The following is a 19,306-nucleotide window of genomic DNA, read 5'->3' on the forward strand; positions in this document are numbered from 1 at the left end:
CGGCGGCGCTGCGCTTGCGCGGCCAGCCGGACGGTTCCCTCTCCCTCCGGGAGAGGGCCAGGGTGAGGGGAAGCACTGCAGTGTGGTTGTTTATGTTATCTGTGGCTTCAGCGTAGTTTGCGCTCCCGGTTAATCGTCTGCGTTATGTCACTCATGGCGCCGGGAGCGCACAGGGGGCGGCCAGTCGCCGCCCCCCCCTGTACCCCCGGGCTCCGGCCAGCAAAATCGCCGCTGCGCGGTCCCTTCGACTTATCCCTGCAGGCTTCGGGTCGGGCCGAGGCAGCGTCCCTGCAAAACACGGCCCTCAGCCCGCATCCATGCGGGCTGCCCCGGCCTGCCGGGAACGTCTCAGCGATTTTGAGGCCGTCAGCACCGGCAGTTTCAGCAAGAAAAGTGAATAAATTAACGACAGGTCGTACGAACGTAGGCCGGGTCAGGCGCGAGCCGCCACCCGGCACAAAATCGGCTCCGTGCCCGCTGTCCTTGCCCGGCGGCGCTGCGCTTGCGCGGGCCTACAGACAGTCAGAGCCGGATGCGTTGGCCGGGTAAGGCGCAGCCGCCACCCGGCATCACAAGCACCGACTCAGAAGCGCGTCACAAACGGCGCGGTATCCGGCAGGGCAATGGTGGTTGAGGCTTTTAGCTGCGGCGTCCCCAGATAGAGGAAGCCGACAATTTTATCCTGCTCGCGGCACGCGAAGCCGGCCCGCACCACCGGGCTCTCGGTCAATGCTCCGCTGCGCCAGATTCCATTGAATCCCTGGGCCAGGGCCGCCATCTGCATCGCCATCACCGCACAGCCAGCGGACATCTCCTGCTCCCAGCGCGGCACCTTCGGGTGGTCTTCACAGCGCGCGACTACGGTAATGATCAGCGGCGCGCGGAACGGCGCATTGCGGGCTTTCTCTATTCCCTTCTCATCCTGGCCGGCCTCTGTGGCCCCTTTTTCCAGCAGCTGGCTGAAGCGCTCGCGGCCGTCATCGGCGATAATAAAAAAGCGCCACGGCTGCAGGGTGCCATGATCCGGGGCGCGCAGCCCGGCGCGCAGAATGTTTTCCAGCTGTTCGCCAGCCGGGGCAGGTTCCGCCAGGCGAGAAGCGCTCCGGCGATTAAGCAGTAGATCGAGAGCATCCATCTGTATAACTCCTGTGATGTCATTTTTCATAAAATTAACATGCACAAGGATTTTGTTACAGCGTGGTCGGTGATTCCTGCTGACAACCGACGGCTCACTCTTTAGGATAGCCAGACGCGGCGGCCCCTGCGGCCTGCCCTTTTTAGATAACGTTAGGGAGAAGACATGCGAACCCTTTGGCGACTGATTGCCAGCTTTTTTAAATGGACGTGGCGGATACTCAACTTTATTCGCAAACTGGCTCTGAATGCGATCTTCCTGGTGCTGGTGCTGGTGTGTATCGGTATCTGGAGCCAGTTCAGCACCACTACCAGCGAACATGCCGCGCGCGGCGCGCTGTTGCTGGATATTACCGGCGTGGTGGTGGATAAACCTTCCGCCAGCAGCAAGCTCGGCGTAATTGGCCGCCAGCTGTTTGGCGCCAGCTCGGACCGTCTGCAGGAGAACTCTCTGTTCGATATCGTGCAGACCATTCGCCAGGCGAAAGATGACCGCAATATCACCGGTATTGTGCTGGATCTGAAAAACTTCGTTGGCGGCGATCAGCCGTCCATGCAGTACATAGGTAAAGCGCTGCGTGAGTTCCGCGACAGCGGCAAACCGGTCTATGCCGTCGGCAGCAGCTACAGCCAGGGCCAGTACTACCTGGCGAGCTTTGCCAACAAAATCTGGCTCTCACCACAGGGCGAGGTTGACCTGCACGGCTTCGCCACCAATGGGCTGTACTACAAATCACTGCTGGATAAGCTGAAGGTCTCCACCCATGTCTTCCGCGTCGGCACCTATAAATCCGCCGTCGAGCCTTTCATTCGCGATGATATGTCCCCTGCCGCCCGCGAGGCGGACAGCCGCTGGATTGGCGAACTGTGGCAGAACTACCTCAACACCATTGCCGCCAACCGCCAGATCACCGCCCAGCAGCTATTCCCGGGCGCCCAGGGCATTATCGATGGCCTGCGTAAAGTGGGCGGCGATACGGCAAAATATGCGCTGGACAATAAGCTGGTGGATGAGCTGGCGACCTCCACGGAAGTGGAAAAGGCGCTGACCAAACAGTTTGGCTGGAGCAAAACGGATAACAATTACCGGGCGATCAGCTATTACGACTACAACGTGAAGACACCGTCTGACGAAGGTTCCGCCATTGCGGTGATCTTTGCCAACGGCGCCATCATGGATGGCGAGGAGACCCCGGGCAACGTTGGTGGCGATACCACGGCGGCGCAAATTCGCGATGCGCGCCTCGACCCGAAAATTAAGGCCATCGTTCTGCGCGTTAACAGCCCGGGCGGTAGCGTGACCGCCTCAGAAATTATCCGTGAAGAGCTGGCTGCAGCCAAAGCCGCCGGTAAACCGGTAGTGGTCTCGATGGGCGGCATGGCTGCATCTGGCGGCTACTGGATCTCCACCCCAGCGGATTACATCGTCGCGAACCCGAGCACCCTCACCGGCTCCATCGGCATCTTTGGCGTAATCAACACCGTGGAAAATACCCTCGGGTCGATTGGCGTCCATACCGACGGCGTCGCCACGTCGCCGCTGGCGGATGTCTCCAGCACCAAAGCGCTGCCGCCGGAAGTGCAGCAGCTGATGCAGTTGAGCATTGAGAATGGCTATCAGCGCTTTATCACCCTGGTGGCTAACGCCCGTAAGAGCACGCCGGAGAAAATCGACCAGATTGCCCAGGGACACGTCTGGACCGGGGAAGATGCCAAAGCCAACGGCCTGGTCGACAGCCTCGGCGACTTCGACGATGCGGTGGCTAAAGCCGCCGAGCTGGCGAAGCTGAAAACCTGGCACCTCAACTACTATCAGGAAGAGCCGACCTTCTTCTCGATGGTGCTGGATAGCCTGACCGGCTCGGTACGCGCCTCGCTGCCGGCGGCCATTCAGGCCTGGCTGCCTGCACCGGTCGCCGCGGCGGCCGAGACGGTGAAAGCGGAGAGCGACAAGCTGGCGGCGTTTAACGACCCGCAGAACCGCTATGCCTTCTGCCTGACCTGCGCCAACATCCGTTAGTACGCAGCGGCTGCCCCGTCTCCCGGGGCAGCCTTTTTCCCGCACCTGCCAGCGCCGCCACAAAGCGAGCGGCCAACACTGTATTTTTTCCCGCGTCTCTTTATACTGCGCCTGTCTACGACCAACCTAAGCGATGCTATGCAAAAAAAATCGATTTACGTTGCCTACACCGGTGGGACCATCGGTATGCAGCGCTCTGAACACGGCTATGTACCCGTTTCCGGCCATCTGCAGCGTCAGCTGGCGCTGATGCCTGAATTCCATCGTCCGGAGATGCCGGACTTCACGATCCATGAATACCATCCGCTGATGGATTCATCCGATATGACCCCCGAGGACTGGCAGCACATCGCCGACGATATCCGCAGCCATTACGATGAGTATGATGGCTTTGTGATCCTCCATGGTACCGACACCATGGCGTTTACCGCTTCGGCGCTGTCGTTCATGCTGGAAAACCTTGGCAAGCCGGTCATTGTGACAGGGTCACAAATCCCGCTGGCCGAGCTGCGTTCTGATGGTCAGATTAACCTGCTCAACGCCCTCTACGTCGCCGCCAACTATCCGATTAACGAAGTGGCGCTGTTCTTCAACAATCGACTGTTTCGCGGCAACCGCACCACTAAAGCCCACGCCGACGGCTTCGACGCTTTCGCCTCGCCAAACCTCGCGCCGCTGCTGGAAGCCGGGATCCATATTCGCCGTCTCGGTACCCCGCCGGCGCCGCAGGGCCGCGGAGAGCTTATCGTGCACCCCATCACCCCGCAGCCGATTGGCGTGGTGACGATTTACCCCGGCATCTCCGCCGACGTGGTACGCAATTTCCTGCGCCAGCCGGTGAAAGCGCTGATCCTCCGCTCCTATGGCGTCGGCAATGCCCCACAGAATGGCGAGTTTATTCAGGTGCTGGCGGAAGCCAGCCAGCGCGGTATTGTGGTGGTCAATCTGACGCAATGCATGTCCGGGAAAGTGAACATGGGCGGCTATGCCACCGGCAACGCCCTCGCCCAGGCGGGGGTCATCAGTGGTTTCGATATGACGGTGGAAGCGACGCTGACCAAGCTACACTATCTGCTTAGCCAGCAGCTGGATGTTGACGCCATTCGCGCGGCGATGCAGCAAAATCTGCGTGGCGAACTCACCCCCGACGAGGCTTAAGGAGGACGTATGGCACATCGAGCGCTGTTACTGGTTGATTTGCAGAACGACTTTTGCGCCGGCGGCGCGCTGGCGGTTCCTGAAGGCGACAGTACCGTCGAGGTGGCTAATGCGCTTATCGACTGGAGCCTGGCGCGCGGCGAGCCCATCGTCGCCAGCCAGGACTGGCACCCGGCGGATCATGGCAGCTTCGCCAGCCAGCACCAGGTGGCACCCTACACCCAGGGCGAACTCGACGGCCTGGCGCAGACCTTCTGGCCGGATCACTGCGTGCAGCACAGCGAAGGCGCGGCGCTGCATCCGCTGCTCAAACAGCAGGCGATCAACGCCGTGTTCCATAAGGGGCAAAACCGGGTCATTGACAGCTACAGCGCTTTTTTTGACAACGGTCACCGGCAGAAAACTGAACTGGACGGCTGGCTGCGCGGCCAGGGCATCGTGGAACTGACCGTCCTCGGCCTCGCCACCGATTACTGCGTCAAATTCACCGTGCTGGATGCCCTGGCGCTGGGCTATACGGTCAATGTCATCATCGACGGCTGTCGCGGCGTTAACCTGCAGCCGCAGGACAGCAGCCAGGCGTTTATGGAGATGGCCGCCGCGGGCGCCACGCTGTATACCCTCGATGACTGGCGGGAATCTCAGGCCTGATCCCTCCCCCCGGCGCCCTCGCGCCGGGTCTTCTTCTGCCGCCTCGCTATCGTCCATAAATTGAACTCTCTCGCAGTTTCAACAGGTTATTGCTGGTAGTCTGGCAAGGCTGTTTTTTCGCCACGCCATTTCCGTGGCGTGGTTATTTTTTATGTCAAAGAGGAACCACTATGAAACGTTTGCCCTTGCTGGCAGCCTTGCCCTTGCTTTGCGCTTCTGCGCTCTCTGCCCAACCCCTGATGTCCGTCGGCTATTTTAACGGCGGCGGCGACGTCACTGCCGGGCCCGGCGGCGATATCGATAAGCTGGACGTCCGGCAGATCACCCATCTCAACTACTCGTTTGGTCTTATCTATAACGATGAAAAAGACGAGACTAATGCGGCCCTGAAGGATCCTGCTCATCTGCACGAGATCTGGCTGTCGCCGAAGGTGCAGGCGGATCTGCAAAAGCTCCCGGCCCTGCGTAAACAGAACCCGGACCTCAAGGTCCTGCTGTCGGTCGGCGGCTGGGGGGGGCGCGGTTTCTCCGGCGCGGCGGCAAGCAAAGAAACCCGTAAGGTGTTTATTCAGTCTGCGCAGGAAATTGTTGAAAAATATGGTCTGGATGGGATTGACCTCGACTGGGAGTTTCCGGTCAACGGCGCCTGGGGGCTGGTTGCTAGCCAACCGGCCGATCGCGATAACTTTACCGCGCTGTTAAAAGAGCTGCGCGCAGCGTTTGGTACCAGGAAACTGGTGACTATTGCCGTGGGGGCTAACGCAGAAAGTCCGAAAAGTTGGGTGGACGTTAAAGCGATTGCGCCATCGCTCGACTACATCAACCTGATGACCTACGACATGGCCTACGGCACGCAGTACTTCAACTCGAACCTGTATGACTCCAGCCACTGGCCAACGGTCGCCGCGGCGGATAAATACAGCGCCGATTTTGTGGTCAACAATTACCTGGCCGCCGGGCTTAAACCCAGCCAGATGAACCTCGGGATTGGTTTTTATGGCCGGGTACCGAAACGGGCAGTTGAACCGGGGATTGACTGGACGAAAGCGGATGCGCAAAACAATCCGGTCACCCAGCCCTATTTTGGGCCACAGGAGGTCGCGCTGTTTGCCTCACTGGGTTATGACCTGAGCAAAGACACCTACGTAAAATACAACGATATCGTGGGCAAACTGCTCAACGATCCGCAAAAACGTTTTACCGAGCACTGGGACGATGAAGCGAAGGTTCCGTGGCTGTCAGTGCAGTCCGCGGAGGGCAAGCCGCTGTTCGCCCTGTCGTATGAGAACCCGCGATCGGTGGCCATTAAGGCGGACTATATCAAGGCGAAGGGCCTCGCCGGGGCCATGTTCTGGGAATATGGCGCCGATGACCAGAATCAGCTGGCCCGTCAGCTGGCGGAATCGCTGGGGATCAAACACTAGTCACGCCCCTTCCCCTCGGGCTGCGTGACGCAGACAGCATCGCCTGCAATGCAGGTATATCGCGCAGCCCGGGATAGGTTATGATGCCAGTTATCCGCTGCGCCACGCGCTGGCGCAGCTTAACCGTTTGACAGGAGGCAGGGGGCCATGGCCTATATCCCCAAAAATTACGCGCGTCTGGAAGTGGGTTACCGCGAAAAGGCGCTCAAGCTTTTTCCCTGGGTGTGCGGACGCTGCTCACGGGAGTTTGTCTATTCAAATCTACGCGAACTGACGGTGCACCACATCGATCACGACCACTCCAATAACCCGGAAGATGGGAGTAACTGGGAGATGTTGTGCCTGTATTGTCACGATCACGAACATTCCAAGTACACCGAAGCCGATCAGTATGGCTCCACGGTGGTGGCGGGCGAAGATGCGCAAAAGAGCGTCGGTGAGGCCACCTACAACCCGTTTGCCGATCTGAAAGCGATGATGAACAAAAAGTAAGCATGCCGATCTGGCCGCTGCGCGCGGTCGTTCACGCTGATGCTGTCCGGCGCGGGGTGACCCCGACGCCGGAACCACGCGCCGCCGGCTGGCGCTTTATTGCAGCTTAACGGTGGCGATCGGCTTTGGCACGATGCCGAAATCTTCCTTCAGCTGCTGTTTACTCTTCATCACCATCTGCCCGCGGGTGTCGATGGTCATGTGCTGGGCGTCGGTGTTATACCGGGCCTGCCACAGCATCACCAGCTGCAGGCTATTTTCCTTTTGCTCCGGCGTCAGCGCCACGCCATCCGGCCATTTTCCCAGCTCCACCGCCGTCGCCAGACGCTGGTAAACTTCCGGCGTCATACTGTCGATAATTTGCTCAATATCCATCTTCCGCTCCACTCCGCTTGGAATAATTTGCTGAATCGTTTCTTCAACCCTTAATCTGCTCGCCATTCTGCTCATCAGTGAAGCTCAGCGACGCCGAATTCACACAATAGCGCTCGCCGGTCGGCTGTGGGCCATCCGGAAACACGTGGCCGAGATGGGCGTCACAATTTCCACAACGGATTTCAATGCGCTGCATGCCGTGCGAATTGTCGGTCAGATAGCGAATGGCCTCATCGCTCACCGGCTCATAGAAGCTCGGCCAGCCGCAACCGGAGTCGTATTTGGTTTGGGAGTTAAACAGCGGCGCATCGCACACCAGGCAGTGATACACGCCATTTTTCTTGTTGTGCAGCAGCCGTCCGGTGAAAGGCGGTTCGGTGCCGTGATGCTGCGTCACGTAAAACTGCATTTCGCTTAAGCCGTTTTTCAGCTCTTCCGGGGAGGGTTTATTCGCCATGGGCTTACATCTCGCTTTGCAATGGACAACTTTCGCTCCAATTCTAACAAAACATTAACAATGAAGCGTGCACTTTTGTTCTAAACTTATGCGGTGCCAACAGGCAGCCAGATAATTGTGACTTAAATCACGTTTTTATCTTAAATGCCCTTTAAAATTCCGCGCGCAGCCCCCATATGGAATTGGGCTCAAAGGGAGAGTGAGGCAAATCAATCGCGCAAGGTGTGCTCAGGATTGATTTGTCGCAATGATTGACACGATTCCGCTTGACGCTGCGTAAGGTTTTTGTAATTTTACAGGCAACCTTTTATTCACTAACAAATAGCTGGTGGAATATATGACTATCAAAGTAGGTATCAACGGTTTTGGCCGTATCGGTCGCATTGTTTTCCGTGCTGCTCAGAAACGTTCTGACATCGAGATCGTTGCAATCAACGACCTGTTAGACGCAGAGTACATGGCTTACATGCTGAAGTATGACTCCACTCACGGTCGTTTCGACGGTACCGTTGAAGTGAAAGACGGTCATCTGGTCGTTAACGGTAAAAAAATCCGTGTTACCGCTGAACGTGACCCGGCTAACCTGAAGTGGGACGAAGTTGGTGTTGACGTTGTTGCTGAAGCAACCGGTATCTTCCTGACCGACGAAACCGCTCGTAAACACATCACCGCTGGCGCGAAAAAAGTCGTTCTGACTGGCCCGTCCAAAGACAACACCCCGATGTTCGTTCGCGGCGCTAACTTCGAAACTTACGCTGGCCAGGACATCGTTTCCAACGCTTCCTGCACCACCAACTGCCTGGCACCGCTGGCTAAAGTTATCAACGACAACTTCGGTATCGTTGAAGGCCTGATGACCACCGTCCACGCGACCACCGCGACTCAGAAAACCGTTGATGGCCCGTCTCACAAAGACTGGCGCGGCGGCCGCGGCGCAGCTCAGAACATCATCCCGTCCTCTACCGGTGCTGCTAAAGCAGTAGGTAAAGTACTGCCAGAACTGAACGGCAAACTGACCGGTATGGCGTTCCGCGTTCCGACTCCGAACGTATCCGTTGTTGACCTGACCGTTCGTCTGGAAAAAGCAGCGTCCTACGAAGAAATCAAGAAAGCCATCAAAGCCGCTTCTGAAGGCGCAATGAAAGGCGTTCTGGGTTACACCGAAGACGACGTTGTTTCTACCGACTTCAACGGCGAAGTTTGCACTTCCGTGTTCGATGCTAAAGCAGGTATCGCACTGAACGACAACTTCGTGAAACTGGTTTCCTGGTACGACAACGAAACTGGCTACTCCAACAAAGTTCTGGACCTGATTGCTCACATCTCCAAATAAGTTGAGATGAAAAAGTAATCTGTAAGAGCGACTTCGGTCGCTCTTTTTTTTGTCTGCAGAGATAGGATTGCACAATGATAAATAAAATTTTTGCTCTCCCGGTGAATGAAACCATTTCTCCCGAGATCTCCCGTCGCCAGCTGGACGACCTGGAGCTGATTGTCATCGACCATCCGCAGGTGAAAGCCTCTGTGGCGCTGCAGGGAGCGCACCTGCTCTCCTGGAAACCCGCCGGTGAAGAAGAAGTCTTGTGGCTGAGCAACAACACCCCATTTAAACAGGGCGTCGCCCTGCGCGGCGGCGTGCCGATTTGCTGGCCCTGGTTTGGCCCTTCCGCGCAGCAGGGTCTGCCGTCGCACGGCTTTGCCCGCAATCTGCCATGGACCCTGGAAGGTCATGACGAAGACGACAGCGGCGTCATGTTGACCTTTGCGCTCCAGCACAGCGCCGAAACCATGAAGCTCTGGCCGCACGAATTCACCCTCTATGCCCGCTTTAAGCTGGGCAAGACCTGTGAAATCGAGCTGGAAGCCCACGGTGAATTCGAGACCACCTCTGCCCTGCATACCTACTTCAACGTCGGCGATATCGCGGCGGTGAAAGTGAGTGGTCTTGGCGAGCGCTATATCGATAAAGTGAAGAATGCCGAAGCAGGCGTCCTGAGCAACGGCGTGCAGACCTTCCCGGACCGCACCGACCGCGTCTACCTCAACGCCGACAGCTGCAGCGTGATCCATGACGATGCGCTTAACCGCACTATCGACGTCGTGCACCATCACCAGCACAACGTGGTGGCCTGGAACCCGGGCCCGGCGCTGTCCGTCAGCATGGGCGACATGCCGGACGATGGTTACAAAACCTTCGTTTGCGTCGAAACCTGCTGCGTGACCCAGCCGCAGAAAGCCAGCGAAGAGACCCCCTCTCGCCTGGCGCAGACCATCAGCCTGAAAAAACGCTAACAGCAAAAAGCCCCGTTTACGACGGGGCTTTTTTCTCCGCTGGCTGAGGTGCTGATTAAACCATATCCAGCCGGGTTTTTCGCTGCGGTGGTGGATAGAGGCGATCCAGCTGCGCGAGCTCTTCCGCACTGAGGACGATATCGAGCGCGGCAGCATTCTGCACCACATGCTCAATACTGGCCGCTTTCGGGATCGCCAGCACTCCCGGATGACGAATCACCCAGGCGAGCAGCAGCTGTGCGACTGTCACCCCCCGCGCGTTAGCCATATTAATGATATCGGTATGCTGAAAAAGTCCATCGCGTAAGCGCCCCGCCTGCGCCAGCGGGCAGTAGGCCATCACCGGCAGAGTGTGCTGCTGGCACCAGGGCAGGAGATCGTATTCAATGCCCCGCGATGCGAGATGATAGAGCACCTGGTTGGTCGCGCAGCGTTCGCCATCCGCCGTCCGCCACAGCGCCTGCATATCGTCGGTGTCCAGATTAGAGACGCCCCAGCGGCGGATCTTGCCCTCGGCCACCAGCCTCTCCATCGCCTCGACCGTCTCCTGCAGTGGGATATCCCCGCGCCAGTGCAGGAGATACATATCGAGATAGTCGGTCTGCAGCCGGCGCAGGCTGTTTTCACAGGCGCGGCGCATCGCCGTTCCGCCGGCGTGCCAGGGATAGACTTTGGACACCAGCACCACGCGATCGCGCAGGCCGCGGATCGCCTGCCCGACGACCTCTTCCGCCCCACCGTCGGCATACATTTCCGCCGTATCGATCACCGTCAGTCCGTGGTCGATGCCCGCGCGCAGTGCAGCCACTTCCTGCGGACGCTGCGCCGCATTTTCGCCCATATACCACGTGCCCAGCCCGATGGCCGGAACCGCCGCCTGCTCGCCAAAGCGTACTGTTTTTTTCACCGTCTCCTCCTCTTTAGCTTTCTGCACCACCATAAAGCAAAACAGGGCGTGAAGCCCTGTTTTGATGCATAAAGTGCACTGTAATGATGCACAATCAGAAGGTGTAGGTGATCCCGGTTGAGATCAGGCCGCTCCAGGATTTGTCCACCATCGGGCTGTCGGTAATTTCATCCGACAGACGTGTATAGCGTGCAATGCCGTATACGCTCCAGTCGCCGAGGAAGCGATAGTTAGCCGACAGCTCCAGATACGGGTTCCAGCTGCTGTCCGGATCGTAGCTGCGCATGCCGCTGCGACGGGACTCATGCTGCGAGACACCATAGTAGTATTCGTTCTGATTGTCGCTGTTCCACTCCACGCCAATACCCGGCGTCAGCGTCAGGTTACCGTTGGTGTAGCGGTACAGCCAGGCGAGATCCCAGTTGATACCATTACTGTTATCCAGCGTATCGCCTGCAATCGTCGTGCGCAGGAAACCATAGGGCGTGTTGTGGACATAAGACAGACCGGCCATCACGGTCGATTTACGTTTATCCAGTTGACGCATTTGCGCGCTGTCGCTGTCGCCCGGCTTGAAGTACATCGGCGACCAGTAGGCCGTTATTGACAGCTTATCGTTGGTGTCGTTCCACAGGTAGTAGCCCCCGCCCAGACCGTGGAACCAGAAGTTATCGCTCTCATAACTAATGACCGGCACCGGGTAGACATCCGCATCATATTGCTTATACGGATGCTCGACGATGCCTACGCCAGCCCCAAGAGTGAACTTCCCGTCGGCATGCGCCGCGCTGGCGGACGTCGCAATCAGCACGCCGAGTGCCAGAAGTTTGATTTTAGTCACAATCCATATTCCCGTTGTCAAATTATCAGCCCGTGCAGTTTACCGTCGTAGGCCTCATGCCTCAAATTCTTTACCCGACATGACACAAATCGTTCACTTTCCCACCCTTCTCTTACCATGAGGTGACAGCCCGGTGACAGCTTCGCGTCCTGGCGTGTCAAAAAGCGTCATTTTCAGGATGAGTTATTGATATGTCATTGAAATTGATTTTCTGCGGCATGCAAGATTTCTAAATGCATCTACGCTTAAATTTAGAAGGTGTAATTGCAGGGCACATTCACGCTACTCCACCCGCAACCTGGCATAAGGGTTGCTGGATATCTGGAGAGCGACGTTCAGCTTATGTCTTCCGGGGGCCCCCACTACTCATATGAACGGCTCTCAACCTGTGCTAAAAAACGAAAGGACGGCATGCCATGAATATATTCGATCACTATCGCCAGCGCTATGAAGCTGCCAAGGACGAAGAGTTCACACTGCAGGAGTTTCTTACCATCTGCCGGCAAGATCGCAGTGCCTATGCCAATGCGGCAGAACGTCTGTTGATGGCCATTGGTGAACCCGTCATGGTTGATACGGCTCTCGAGCCGCGGCTATCCCGTCTCTTTTCAAACCGGGTCATCGCACGCTATCCGGCCTTTGAAGAGTTTTACGGTATGGAAGACGCCATTGAGCAGATCGTTTCCTATCTCAAGCATGCCGCCCAGGGGCTGGAAGAGAAGAAACAGATCCTCTATCTGCTGGGGCCGGTGGGCGGTGGTAAATCGTCGCTGGCTGAACGGCTGAAAGCGTTGATGCAGCGCGTGCCCATCTATGTGCTGAGCGCCAACGGCGAGCGTAGCCCGGTCAACGATCACCCGCTGTGCCTGTTTAATCCGCAGGAGGATGCCCAGATCCTTCAGAAAGAGTATGGCGTGCCCACCCGCTACCTCGGCACCATCATGTCGCCGTGGGCGGCCAAGCGCCTGCACGAGTTTGGCGGCGATATTACTAAATTCCGCGTGGTCAAAGTCTGGCCATCGATTCTTGAGCAGGTCGCCATCGCCAAAACCGAACCCGGTGATGAAAACAACCAGGATATTTCGGCGCTGGTGGGTAAAGTGGATATCCGTAAACTGGAACACTATGCGCAAAACGACCCGGACGCTTATGGCTACTCCGGTGCGTTGTGCCGTGCCAACCAGGGGATTATGGAATTCGTCGAGATGTTTAAAGCGCCGATTAAGGTGCTACATCCGCTGCTGACCGCCACCCAGGAAGGGAACTACAACGGGACCGAAGGGATCTCTGCCCTGCCGTTTAACGGGATAATCCTCGCCCACTCCAACGAATCGGAATGGGTGACCTTCCGTAATAACAAGAACAATGAGGCCTTCCTCGACCGCGTCTATATCGTCAAGGTGCCTTATTGCCTGCGTATCTCCGAAGAGATCCGCATCTATGAAAAATTGCTCAACAGCAGCGAGCTGACCCACGCGCCGTGCGCCCCGGGCACCCTGGAAACGTTGGCGCGCTTCTCGATTCTGTCGCGCCTGAAAGAGCCGGAAAACTCAAGCATCTACTCGAAAATGCGGGTCTATGATGGCGAAAGCCTGAAAGATACCGACCCGAAAGCGAAATCCTATCAGGAGTATCGCGATTACGCCGGGGTGGATGAAGGGATGAACGGGCTCTCCACCCGCTTTGCCTTTAAGATCCTGTCACGGGTGTTTAACTTCGACCATGTCGAGGTGGCCGCCAACCCGGTGCATCTGTTCTATGTCCTGGAGCAGCAGATTGAGCGCGAACAGTTCCCACAGGAGAACGCCGAGCGCTACCTGGAATTCCTCAAAGGCTATCTGATCCCGAAATACGCCGAGTTTATCGGCAAAGAGATCCAGACCGCTTATCTGGAATCCTACTCCGAGTACGGGCAGAACATTTTCGATCGCTATGTCACCTACGCCGACTTCTGGATCCAGGATCAGGAGTATCGCGATCCGGACACCGGTCAGCTGTTTGACCGTGAGTCGTTGAATGCTGAGCTGGAGAAAATTGAGAAGCCGGCCGGGATCAGCAACCCGAAAGACTTCCGTAACGAAATCGTCAACTTTGTGCTGCGCGCCAGAGCCAACAACAGCGGACGTAATCCGAACTGGACCAGCTACGAGAAACTGCGCACGGTTATCGAGAAGAAAATGTTCTCTAATACCGAGGAGCTGTTGCCGGTCATTTCGTTTAATGCCAAAACATCAACCGATGAGCAGAAAAAACACGACGACTTTGTCGACCGCATGATGGAAAAAGGCTACACCCGCAAACAGGTTCGCCTGCTCTGCGAGTGGTACCTGCGGGTTCGTAAATCGTCCTGATGCGTCAAGCCCGGCGGCACGCCGCCGGGTCAACTGCAGCTGAATGATGATAAGCAAAGTTGGCTAATGCAGTACAGGAGGGCATATGACCTGGTTCATAGACCGACGCCTGAACGGGAAAAACAAAAGCGCCGTCAATCGCCAGCGCTTTTTGCGCCGTTATAAGGCGCAGATTAAACAGTCGATTTCCGAGGCTATCAACAAGCGCTCGGTCACCGATATTGAGAGCGGAGAATCCGTCTCGATCCCGACGGACGATATCAACGAGCCGATGTTTCATCAGGGTCGCGGCGGCCTGCGCAACCGCGTCCACCCGGGCAACGATCATTTTGTGCAAAACGACCGGATTGAGCGCCCGCAGGGCGGTGGCGGCGGCGGTGGCGGCGGTCAGGGGCAAGCCAGCGCCGACGGCGAAGGGAAGGATGAGTTTGTCTTCCAGATTTCGAAAGATGAGTACCTGGATCTGTTATTTGAAGATCTCGCCCTGCCGAACCTGAAGAAGAATCAGCACCGGCAGTTGAACGAGTTTAAAACCCATCGCGCGGGCTTTACCTCGAATGGGGTGCCAGCCAACATCAGCGTGGTGCGTTCGCTGCAGAACTCGCTGGCCCGGCGTACGGCGATGACCGCTGGCAAGCGCCGTGAACTGCGCGCCCTGGAGGAGGATCTGGAGACCATCAGCCGCAGCGAACCGGTGCAGCTGCTGGAGGAGGAACGCCTGCGCAAAGAGATTGCTGAGCTGCGCGCCAAAATTGAACGGGTGCCGTTTATCGACACCTTTGACTTGCGCTACAAAAATTATGAAAAACGGCCGGAGCCCTCCAGCCAGGCAGTGATGTTCTGCCTGATGGACGTCTCAGGCTCGATGGACCAGGCCACCAAAGACATGGCCAAGCGCTTTTATATCCTGCTGTATCTGTTCCTCAGCCGGACCTATAAAAACGTCGATGTGGTCTATATCCGCCACCATACCCAGGCAAAAGAGGTGGATGAACACGAATTTTTCTATTCTCAGGAAACCGGCGGCACCATCGTCTCCAGCGCCCTGAAGCTGATGGATGAAGTGGTGCAGGCCCGTTATGACCCGGCGCAGTGGAACATCTACGCCGCCCAGGCGTCGGATGGCGACAACTGGGCCGATGACTCCCCGCTGTGCCACGAACTGCTGGCGAAGAAAATCCTGCCGGTGGTGCGTTATTACAGCTACATCGAAATTACCCGCCGGGCGCATCAAACCCTGTGGCGTGAGTATGAACATCTGCAGGCGACCTTTGATAATTTCGCCATGCAGCATATCCGCGACCAGGAAGATATCTACCCGGTATTCCGCGAACTGTTTCACAAGCAGTCATCTAAAAGTGAAGCTTAATTAAATACTCAGCCAGTGAGTCGAGTGACTTGCTGGCTGTTTTCCTCAGACACAAGGCCCGATGGCACATCCATACATCATGTAAAATGGAAACAACGGGGCCATGGCGACGGCGCCAAGCGAGCTAATCGTTTTAGTCTTATCATTGATTGATACCACAACGGGGTGCGCTAACTGGTAGGCGGCGGCCAGATCTGACGCGTCCGATGCAGTCCAAAATCCTGTCGCTTTAAACAACACCCCGAGGCGATCGTTATCAATTTGCACCGCATGATACTGATTCACCAGCTCGCTATGCTGCCCGGCATCCAGTTTGCGCTGATCCATCACCACCAGATATTCCGCCGTCACCTCATGTTGTTCCACGACAAAGTTAACCCGCACGCCGGAAGCCTGTTGATGAAAGCGTTCATAAAAGGTCTTATAACGCTGATATTCCTGAGGCACACCGTCACGGACAAAGCGGTAACTGTATTTCGCTGAGCTGGCGACAATACCGGACTCTGTGGGTTTCATCGCCACAATGGTATCCCGAGGCGGCAAGTTTGGCGTGCTGGTACATCCTGCGAGTATCGCTACCACCACCAGCGATAAGACATATTTCATCATTTTCAGCCGTTCCTGTTCGCGATTTTCTCTATGACATCTGGCGTTTTTTTAACACTCCAGGTACAAATCCCTAACCCTGTGTATCATAACTGCCTAATCTGCTTCAAACATTCGCGCGATCGTCAGCGTTGAACTGTTTCTACTCTCAGGAGCCTGCTATGACCCCTTTTTATCAATTGACGGCTACCCGCCTGCGCGGCCAGCCCCTCTCAATGTCTGACTATGCTGGCAAGGTGGTTCTGGTGGTGAATACGGCCAGCCATTGTGGCTTCACACCGCAATACGCTGGCCTGGAAGCGCTCTACAAAAAGTACGCGGCTCAGGGGCTGGTAGTGCTTGGTTTCCCGTGCAACCAGTTTGGTAAGCAGGAACCCGGCGGTGCGGATGAAATCGAGCAGACCTGTCACGTTAACTACGGCGTGAGCTTCCCGATGTTTGAGAAAGTGGACGTCAACGGCCCCGCCGCACACCCGCTGTTTCGTTATCTGAAACAAGCGTTGCCCGGCGTACTCGGCGGACGGATCAAGTGGAATTTCACCAAGTTCCTCATCGCTCGCGACGGCACACCCCTCACGCGTTTTGCGCCGTTGACGACGCCGGAGAAAATGGAGGCCTCCATTGTCGCGGCCCTCACGCGCTGAGTGTTCCCGTCATGCCACGTTCACCCAGCGGCGGCTGGCTGCCCATACAAGGTAGATGTCGCTCTCACGCGGCCAGCAACCGTCTGTTGCTGGCCGATCTTCCACCTGCCCGGTCATCAGCCTACAGTGGCGACACGGCCTCAACTTCATGCTGAAACACGTAGGGGTCGGAGAGGAGTTCGAATGCGTCGTCGTCCGGATAGGTGACCGCGACGTGATAATCTTCGCCTGCGAAGGCTTTGACCGCCGCAAGATCCTGCCAGTAGGTGGCGAGAAAAAAATGCGCCCATTCGCCCTGGTTTTCCTGGCGCACCAGCGCGCCTCTGTTGCCGGGGATACCCCGGGCGTGATCCACGCCGGTCTGCTCAAGGTGGCGGGCAAACCCCTCGGCATGTTGCAATGGCACACAGCCGTGCCAGGTCCTGACAATCATTTGCGTTCTCCTGTGGTGATAAACGTCTCACCTTAACATCAGAAACCACCTGTTGGGGAGCGGCACGATACCGCGCACGGTTCTGAATGGGGGAGCGCCTTACCCTCAGCTCCCCACAGCGAGCTCAGGCAGTCGCGCCTCAATCAAGGCGATCACGCTTCTGACCCGCGGCGGAATAAAACGGGCATCGGGATAGACGGCATACAGGAAACGGTCCGGTAATCGCCAGTCAGCCAGGATCGGCACCAGCCTTCCAGCCCTGAGGGCCCTGGCCGCCAGCGGTCGCTGCATCCCTCCGATGCCGATACCGGATTCCAGCGCCTGCAACAGCGCATCGCTGGTGTTGGCCCGAAAAACGGTCTTAACCTGCACGTCTCTCGTCTCGTCTGCGGAAATTATCCGCAGCGGAGCATCAAGCGGGAGGCCGCTAAACCGAACGTGTGGACAAGCCGCCAGGTCGTCCACGGACTGGACGGCGTAATGACCTGGTGCCGCAAAGAGCGCCGTTTCAATCCGCGCCAGAACCCGCGCAGCATGGGATGGCGGCGGCTCATGGCCGAGACGCAGCGCCACATCCACCCCTTCGGTAACCAGATCGGCGATCCGATCGTCGAGCGACAGCATCAGGTGCAGTTCAGGATACTGTTTCTGCAGCGCCAGCAGATGCGGCAGCAGAAGACTGCCGAGACCGCTTGGCAGCTGGACATGCACTCGTCCCTGAAACTGAGGCTCCGCCGGGTTGAGCCGCCTTTCCGCCTCCTGCATGGCGTTCAGCACCCGCTGCATATCACGCCGGTAATGCTCCCCCTGCTCGGTAAGCATCATGGCCCGCGTCGTACGATGGAGTAACACCACGCCAAGCTCCTGTTCGAGCGCGGCGATCTGCTGACTGACGGCAGATTGCTTCATCCCGAGCTGCCGGGCGGCTGCGGAAAATGAGCCGGCTTCGGCAACGCGCAGAAAGGTGGCGATGGCGGTGAGCTTATTATTCATTTCATGATTCTGCTGATAAGTGTCATCCGTTTCATGGGATAGGTGGCAAAAAAATAATCTAGCACACTGTGTCGGTCACCTTCCCAGGAGAAACACCATGAACAAGACATCCTCTCAGGTCGCACTGGTCGCTGGCAGCAGCGGCATCGTTGGCCGCCAGCTGGTCAACACCCTGTTACATCGTGGATGGGAGGTTATCGGCCTCAGCCACCGCGCCCTGTCGCAACCGGGGGCGATCCCGATGATTCACGTCGATTTACGCGATGCCCGGCACAGTGCGCAAGCGCTCCAGCCGCTGTCCACCGTGACCCACATTTTTTACAGTGCCTGGATGAATGCCGGAAACTGGAGCGAGATGGTGGAGCCGAACGTTAGCATGCTGCGTAATCTGGTCAGCCACGTCGAACAAAACGCCCCGCTGCAGGCGGTCAGCCTGATGCAGGGGTATAAAGTGTATGGCGCCCATCTTGGCCCCTTTAAAACCCCGGCGCGGGAAAGCGACCCCGGCGTACCCGGGGCTGAATTTAACGCCGCTCAACTTGCGTGGCTCCGCCACTTTCAACAAGGCAAAACCTGGCACTGGAGCGCTATCAGGCCCGGTGTGGTGGGCAGCCCGGTGCCGGGTAATGCCATGAATCTTGCGTTGAGCATCGCGCTGTATGCGTCACTGTGCAAAGCCCTGGGTTTACCGCTGCGCTTTCCCGGCACGTTAACCACCTGGCACAGCATTGTCGATCATACTGACGCCGACCTGCTGGCGGAGGCCACGCTGTGGGCCGCCACCTCACCGGCGGGGGAAAACGAGGCCTTCAACGTCAATAATGGTGATATCTGGCGCTGGTGCGAGCTGTGGCCGCGCATCGCGCAGTGGTTTGAACTGGAATGCGCCCCGCCCGTCAGGCTCTCATTTCATCAGCTATTCAATGACTATCGTGCCGTCTGGCACGAGCTGGCCGGAGAGCGGCTGGTGGAAGCGGACATTCTGCGTCTGAGCGACGGTCAGTTTGCCGATTTCGTGTTCGGCTGGCAGTACGATATGTTTGGCGATGGCAGTAAACTGCGCCGGGCTGGCTTCCAGCGGATGCAGGCCACAGACGAGATGTTTTTCAGCCTGTTTTCGCAGCTGAGAACGGCGCGGGTGATCCCCTGAGCGTTAGCG

The 19,306-nt window shown here is 57.3% G+C and carries 19 protein-coding genes; 11 read left to right on the forward strand and 8 right to left on the reverse strand.

Features of this window, described 5'->3' with window-relative positions; all coding sequences use genetic code 11:
* Window positions 1-583: 583 nt before the first annotated feature.
* On the reverse strand, window positions 584-1,135 hold the full coding sequence (locus tag FHW76_RS12845; protein WP_008807622.1) for an NAD(P)H nitroreductase: 552 nt from the start codon (window positions 1,133-1,135) through the stop codon (window positions 584-586).
* 165 nt (window positions 1,136-1,300) lie between these two features.
* On the opposite strand from FHW76_RS12845, the gene sppA reads away from it, so the two are divergent.
* The 5 genes from sppA (at window position 1,301) to yajD (ending at window position 6,879) form a co-directional block, all read left to right on the forward strand.
* Window positions 1,301-3,154: a signal peptide peptidase SppA gene (gene sppA / locus FHW76_RS12850; RefSeq protein WP_008807623.1), complete on the forward strand. Its 1,854-nt coding sequence runs from the start codon at window positions 1,301-1,303 to the stop codon at window positions 3,152-3,154.
* 138 nt (window positions 3,155-3,292) lie between these two features.
* Window positions 3,293-4,312, forward strand: a complete 1,020-nt coding sequence (gene ansA / locus FHW76_RS12855; protein WP_008807624.1) for an asparaginase — start codon at window positions 3,293-3,295, stop codon at window positions 4,310-4,312.
* Between the two features lie 9 nt (window positions 4,313-4,321).
* Window positions 4,322-4,963: a bifunctional nicotinamidase/pyrazinamidase gene (pncA, locus tag FHW76_RS12860; protein WP_012968473.1), complete on the forward strand. Its 642-nt coding sequence runs from the start codon at window positions 4,322-4,324 to the stop codon at window positions 4,961-4,963.
* 170 nt (window positions 4,964-5,133) lie between these two features.
* Window positions 5,134-6,387 (forward strand): glycoside hydrolase family 18 protein, encoded by a 1,254-nt coding sequence (locus FHW76_RS12865; protein ID WP_008807626.1) that lies wholly within the window; start codon window positions 5,134-5,136, stop codon window positions 6,385-6,387.
* Window positions 6,388-6,534: 147 nt separating this feature from the next.
* The gene (gene yajD / locus FHW76_RS12870; protein WP_002901254.1) at window positions 6,535-6,879 is read left to right on the forward strand and encodes an HNH nuclease YajD; all 345 of its coding nucleotides are present in this window, start codon (window positions 6,535-6,537) and stop codon (window positions 6,877-6,879) included.
* 96 nt (window positions 6,880-6,975) lie between these two features.
* On the opposite strand, the gene FHW76_RS12875 is transcribed toward yajD, so the two are convergent.
* Window positions 6,976-7,254 (reverse strand): YeaC family protein, encoded by a 279-nt coding sequence (locus tag FHW76_RS12875; protein WP_004203787.1) that lies wholly within the window; start codon window positions 7,252-7,254, stop codon window positions 6,976-6,978.
* A 43-nt stretch (window positions 7,255-7,297) separates the two neighbouring features.
* The gene (gene msrB, locus FHW76_RS12880) at window positions 7,298-7,711 is read right to left on the reverse strand and encodes a peptide-methionine (R)-S-oxide reductase MsrB (protein ID WP_008807627.1); all 414 of its coding nucleotides are present in this window, start codon (window positions 7,709-7,711) and stop codon (window positions 7,298-7,300) included.
* Between the two features lie 337 nt (window positions 7,712-8,048).
* Between msrB and gapA the strand changes: the two genes are divergently transcribed.
* On the forward strand, window positions 8,049-9,044 hold the full coding sequence (gapA, locus tag FHW76_RS12885) for a glyceraldehyde-3-phosphate dehydrogenase (RefSeq protein WP_008807628.1): 996 nt from the start codon (window positions 8,049-8,051) through the stop codon (window positions 9,042-9,044).
* Between the two features lie 74 nt (window positions 9,045-9,118).
* Window positions 9,119-10,003, forward strand: a complete 885-nt coding sequence (locus FHW76_RS12890; RefSeq protein WP_110209401.1) for a D-hexose-6-phosphate mutarotase — start codon at window positions 9,119-9,121, stop codon at window positions 10,001-10,003.
* Between the two features lie 55 nt (window positions 10,004-10,058).
* Here FHW76_RS12890 and FHW76_RS12895 read toward each other — a convergent pair whose 3' ends face one another.
* Window positions 10,059-10,910 (reverse strand): aldo/keto reductase, encoded by an 852-nt coding sequence (locus FHW76_RS12895; RefSeq protein WP_369823078.1) that lies wholly within the window; start codon window positions 10,908-10,910, stop codon window positions 10,059-10,061.
* A 94-nt stretch (window positions 10,911-11,004) separates the two neighbouring features.
* Complete coding sequence (locus tag FHW76_RS12900; protein WP_008807631.1) at window positions 11,005-11,751, reverse strand: MipA/OmpV family protein; 747 nt, start codon at window positions 11,749-11,751, stop codon at window positions 11,005-11,007.
* Window positions 11,752-12,167: 416 nt separating this feature from the next.
* Here FHW76_RS12900 and yeaG point away from each other — a divergent pair, with 416 nt between their 5' ends.
* Both yeaG and FHW76_RS12910 read left to right on the forward strand, forming a co-directional pair.
* On the forward strand, window positions 12,168-14,102 hold the full coding sequence (yeaG, locus tag FHW76_RS12905; RefSeq protein WP_008807632.1) for a protein kinase YeaG: 1,935 nt from the start codon (window positions 12,168-12,170) through the stop codon (window positions 14,100-14,102).
* Between the two features lie 85 nt (window positions 14,103-14,187).
* Window positions 14,188-15,471, forward strand: a complete 1,284-nt coding sequence (locus tag FHW76_RS12910; RefSeq protein ID WP_012968476.1) for a YeaH/YhbH family protein — start codon at window positions 14,188-14,190, stop codon at window positions 15,469-15,471.
* A gap of 45 nt (window positions 15,472-15,516) precedes the next feature.
* On the opposite strand, the gene FHW76_RS12915 is transcribed toward FHW76_RS12910, so the two are convergent.
* Window positions 15,517-16,080 carry a hypothetical protein gene (locus FHW76_RS12915; RefSeq protein ID WP_008807634.1) on the reverse strand — a complete coding sequence of 188 codons (564 nt, stop codon included), beginning with the start codon at window positions 16,078-16,080 and terminating at the stop codon, window positions 15,517-15,519.
* A gap of 158 nt (window positions 16,081-16,238) precedes the next feature.
* Between FHW76_RS12915 and FHW76_RS12920 the strand changes: the two genes are divergently transcribed.
* Entirely contained in the window at window positions 16,239-16,721 is a 483-nt protein-coding gene (locus FHW76_RS12920; RefSeq protein ID WP_012542099.1) for a glutathione peroxidase, read from the forward strand.
* 121 nt (window positions 16,722-16,842) lie between these two features.
* Here FHW76_RS12920 and FHW76_RS12925 read toward each other — a convergent pair whose 3' ends face one another.
* Together FHW76_RS12925 and FHW76_RS12930 are read right to left on the reverse strand one after the other, a co-directional pair.
* Window positions 16,843-17,154 carry a hypothetical protein gene (locus FHW76_RS12925; protein WP_012968478.1) on the reverse strand — a complete coding sequence of 104 codons (312 nt, stop codon included), beginning with the start codon at window positions 17,152-17,154 and terminating at the stop codon, window positions 16,843-16,845.
* Between the two features lie 105 nt (window positions 17,155-17,259).
* Window positions 17,260-18,147, reverse strand: a complete 888-nt coding sequence (locus tag FHW76_RS12930; RefSeq protein ID WP_050887687.1) for a LysR family transcriptional regulator — start codon at window positions 18,145-18,147, stop codon at window positions 17,260-17,262.
* 97 nt (window positions 18,148-18,244) lie between these two features.
* Between FHW76_RS12930 and FHW76_RS12935 the strand changes: the two genes are divergently transcribed.
* On the forward strand, window positions 18,245-19,297 hold the full coding sequence (locus FHW76_RS12935) for an SDR family oxidoreductase (RefSeq protein ID WP_016160734.1): 1,053 nt from the start codon (window positions 18,245-18,247) through the stop codon (window positions 19,295-19,297).
* Window positions 19,298-19,306: the final 9 nt, after the last annotated feature.

Source organism: Klebsiella sp. RC2 (genome assembly GCF_014192815.1).
GTDB classification, from domain to species: domain Bacteria; phylum Pseudomonadota; class Gammaproteobacteria; order Enterobacterales; family Enterobacteriaceae; genus Klebsiella; species Klebsiella variicola.

Bases quoted from the DNA above. Each gene is read 5' to 3' on its own strand.
- FHW76_RS12845 (WP_008807622.1), bottom strand. From the start codon at position 1,135: ATGGATGCTCTCGATCTACTGCTTAATCGCCGGAGCGCTTCTCGCCTG.
- sppA (WP_008807623.1), top strand. From the start codon at position 1,301: ATGCGAACCCTTTGGCGACTGATTGCCAGCTTTTTTAAATGGACGTGG.
- ansA (WP_008807624.1), top strand. From the start codon at position 3,293: ATGCAAAAAAAATCGATTTACGTTGCCTACACCGGTGGGACCATCGGT.
- pncA (WP_012968473.1), top strand. From the start codon at position 4,322: ATGGCACATCGAGCGCTGTTACTGGTTGATTTGCAGAACGACTTTTGC.
- FHW76_RS12865 (WP_008807626.1), top strand. From the start codon at position 5,134: ATGAAACGTTTGCCCTTGCTGGCAGCCTTGCCCTTGCTTTGCGCTTCT.
- yajD (WP_002901254.1), top strand. From the start codon at position 6,535: ATGGCCTATATCCCCAAAAATTACGCGCGTCTGGAAGTGGGTTACCGC.
- FHW76_RS12875 (WP_004203787.1), bottom strand. From the start codon at position 7,254: ATGGATATTGAGCAAATTATCGACAGTATGACGCCGGAAGTTTACCAG.
- msrB (WP_008807627.1), bottom strand. From the start codon at position 7,711: ATGGCGAATAAACCCTCCCCGGAAGAGCTGAAAAACGGCTTAAGCGAA.
- gapA (WP_008807628.1), top strand. From the start codon at position 8,049: ATGACTATCAAAGTAGGTATCAACGGTTTTGGCCGTATCGGTCGCATT.
- FHW76_RS12890 (WP_110209401.1), top strand. From the start codon at position 9,119: ATGATAAATAAAATTTTTGCTCTCCCGGTGAATGAAACCATTTCTCCC.
- yeaG (WP_008807632.1), top strand. From the start codon at position 12,168: ATGAATATATTCGATCACTATCGCCAGCGCTATGAAGCTGCCAAGGAC.
- FHW76_RS12910 (WP_012968476.1), top strand. From the start codon at position 14,188: ATGACCTGGTTCATAGACCGACGCCTGAACGGGAAAAACAAAAGCGCC.
- FHW76_RS12915 (WP_008807634.1), bottom strand. From the start codon at position 16,080: ATGATGAAATATGTCTTATCGCTGGTGGTGGTAGCGATACTCGCAGGA.
- FHW76_RS12920 (WP_012542099.1), top strand. From the start codon at position 16,239: ATGACCCCTTTTTATCAATTGACGGCTACCCGCCTGCGCGGCCAGCCC.
- FHW76_RS12925 (WP_012968478.1), bottom strand. From the start codon at position 17,154: ATGATTGTCAGGACCTGGCACGGCTGTGTGCCATTGCAACATGCCGAG.
- FHW76_RS12930 (WP_050887687.1), bottom strand. From the start codon at position 18,147: ATGAATAATAAGCTCACCGCCATCGCCACCTTTCTGCGCGTTGCCGAA.
- FHW76_RS12935 (WP_016160734.1), top strand. From the start codon at position 18,245: ATGAACAAGACATCCTCTCAGGTCGCACTGGTCGCTGGCAGCAGCGGC.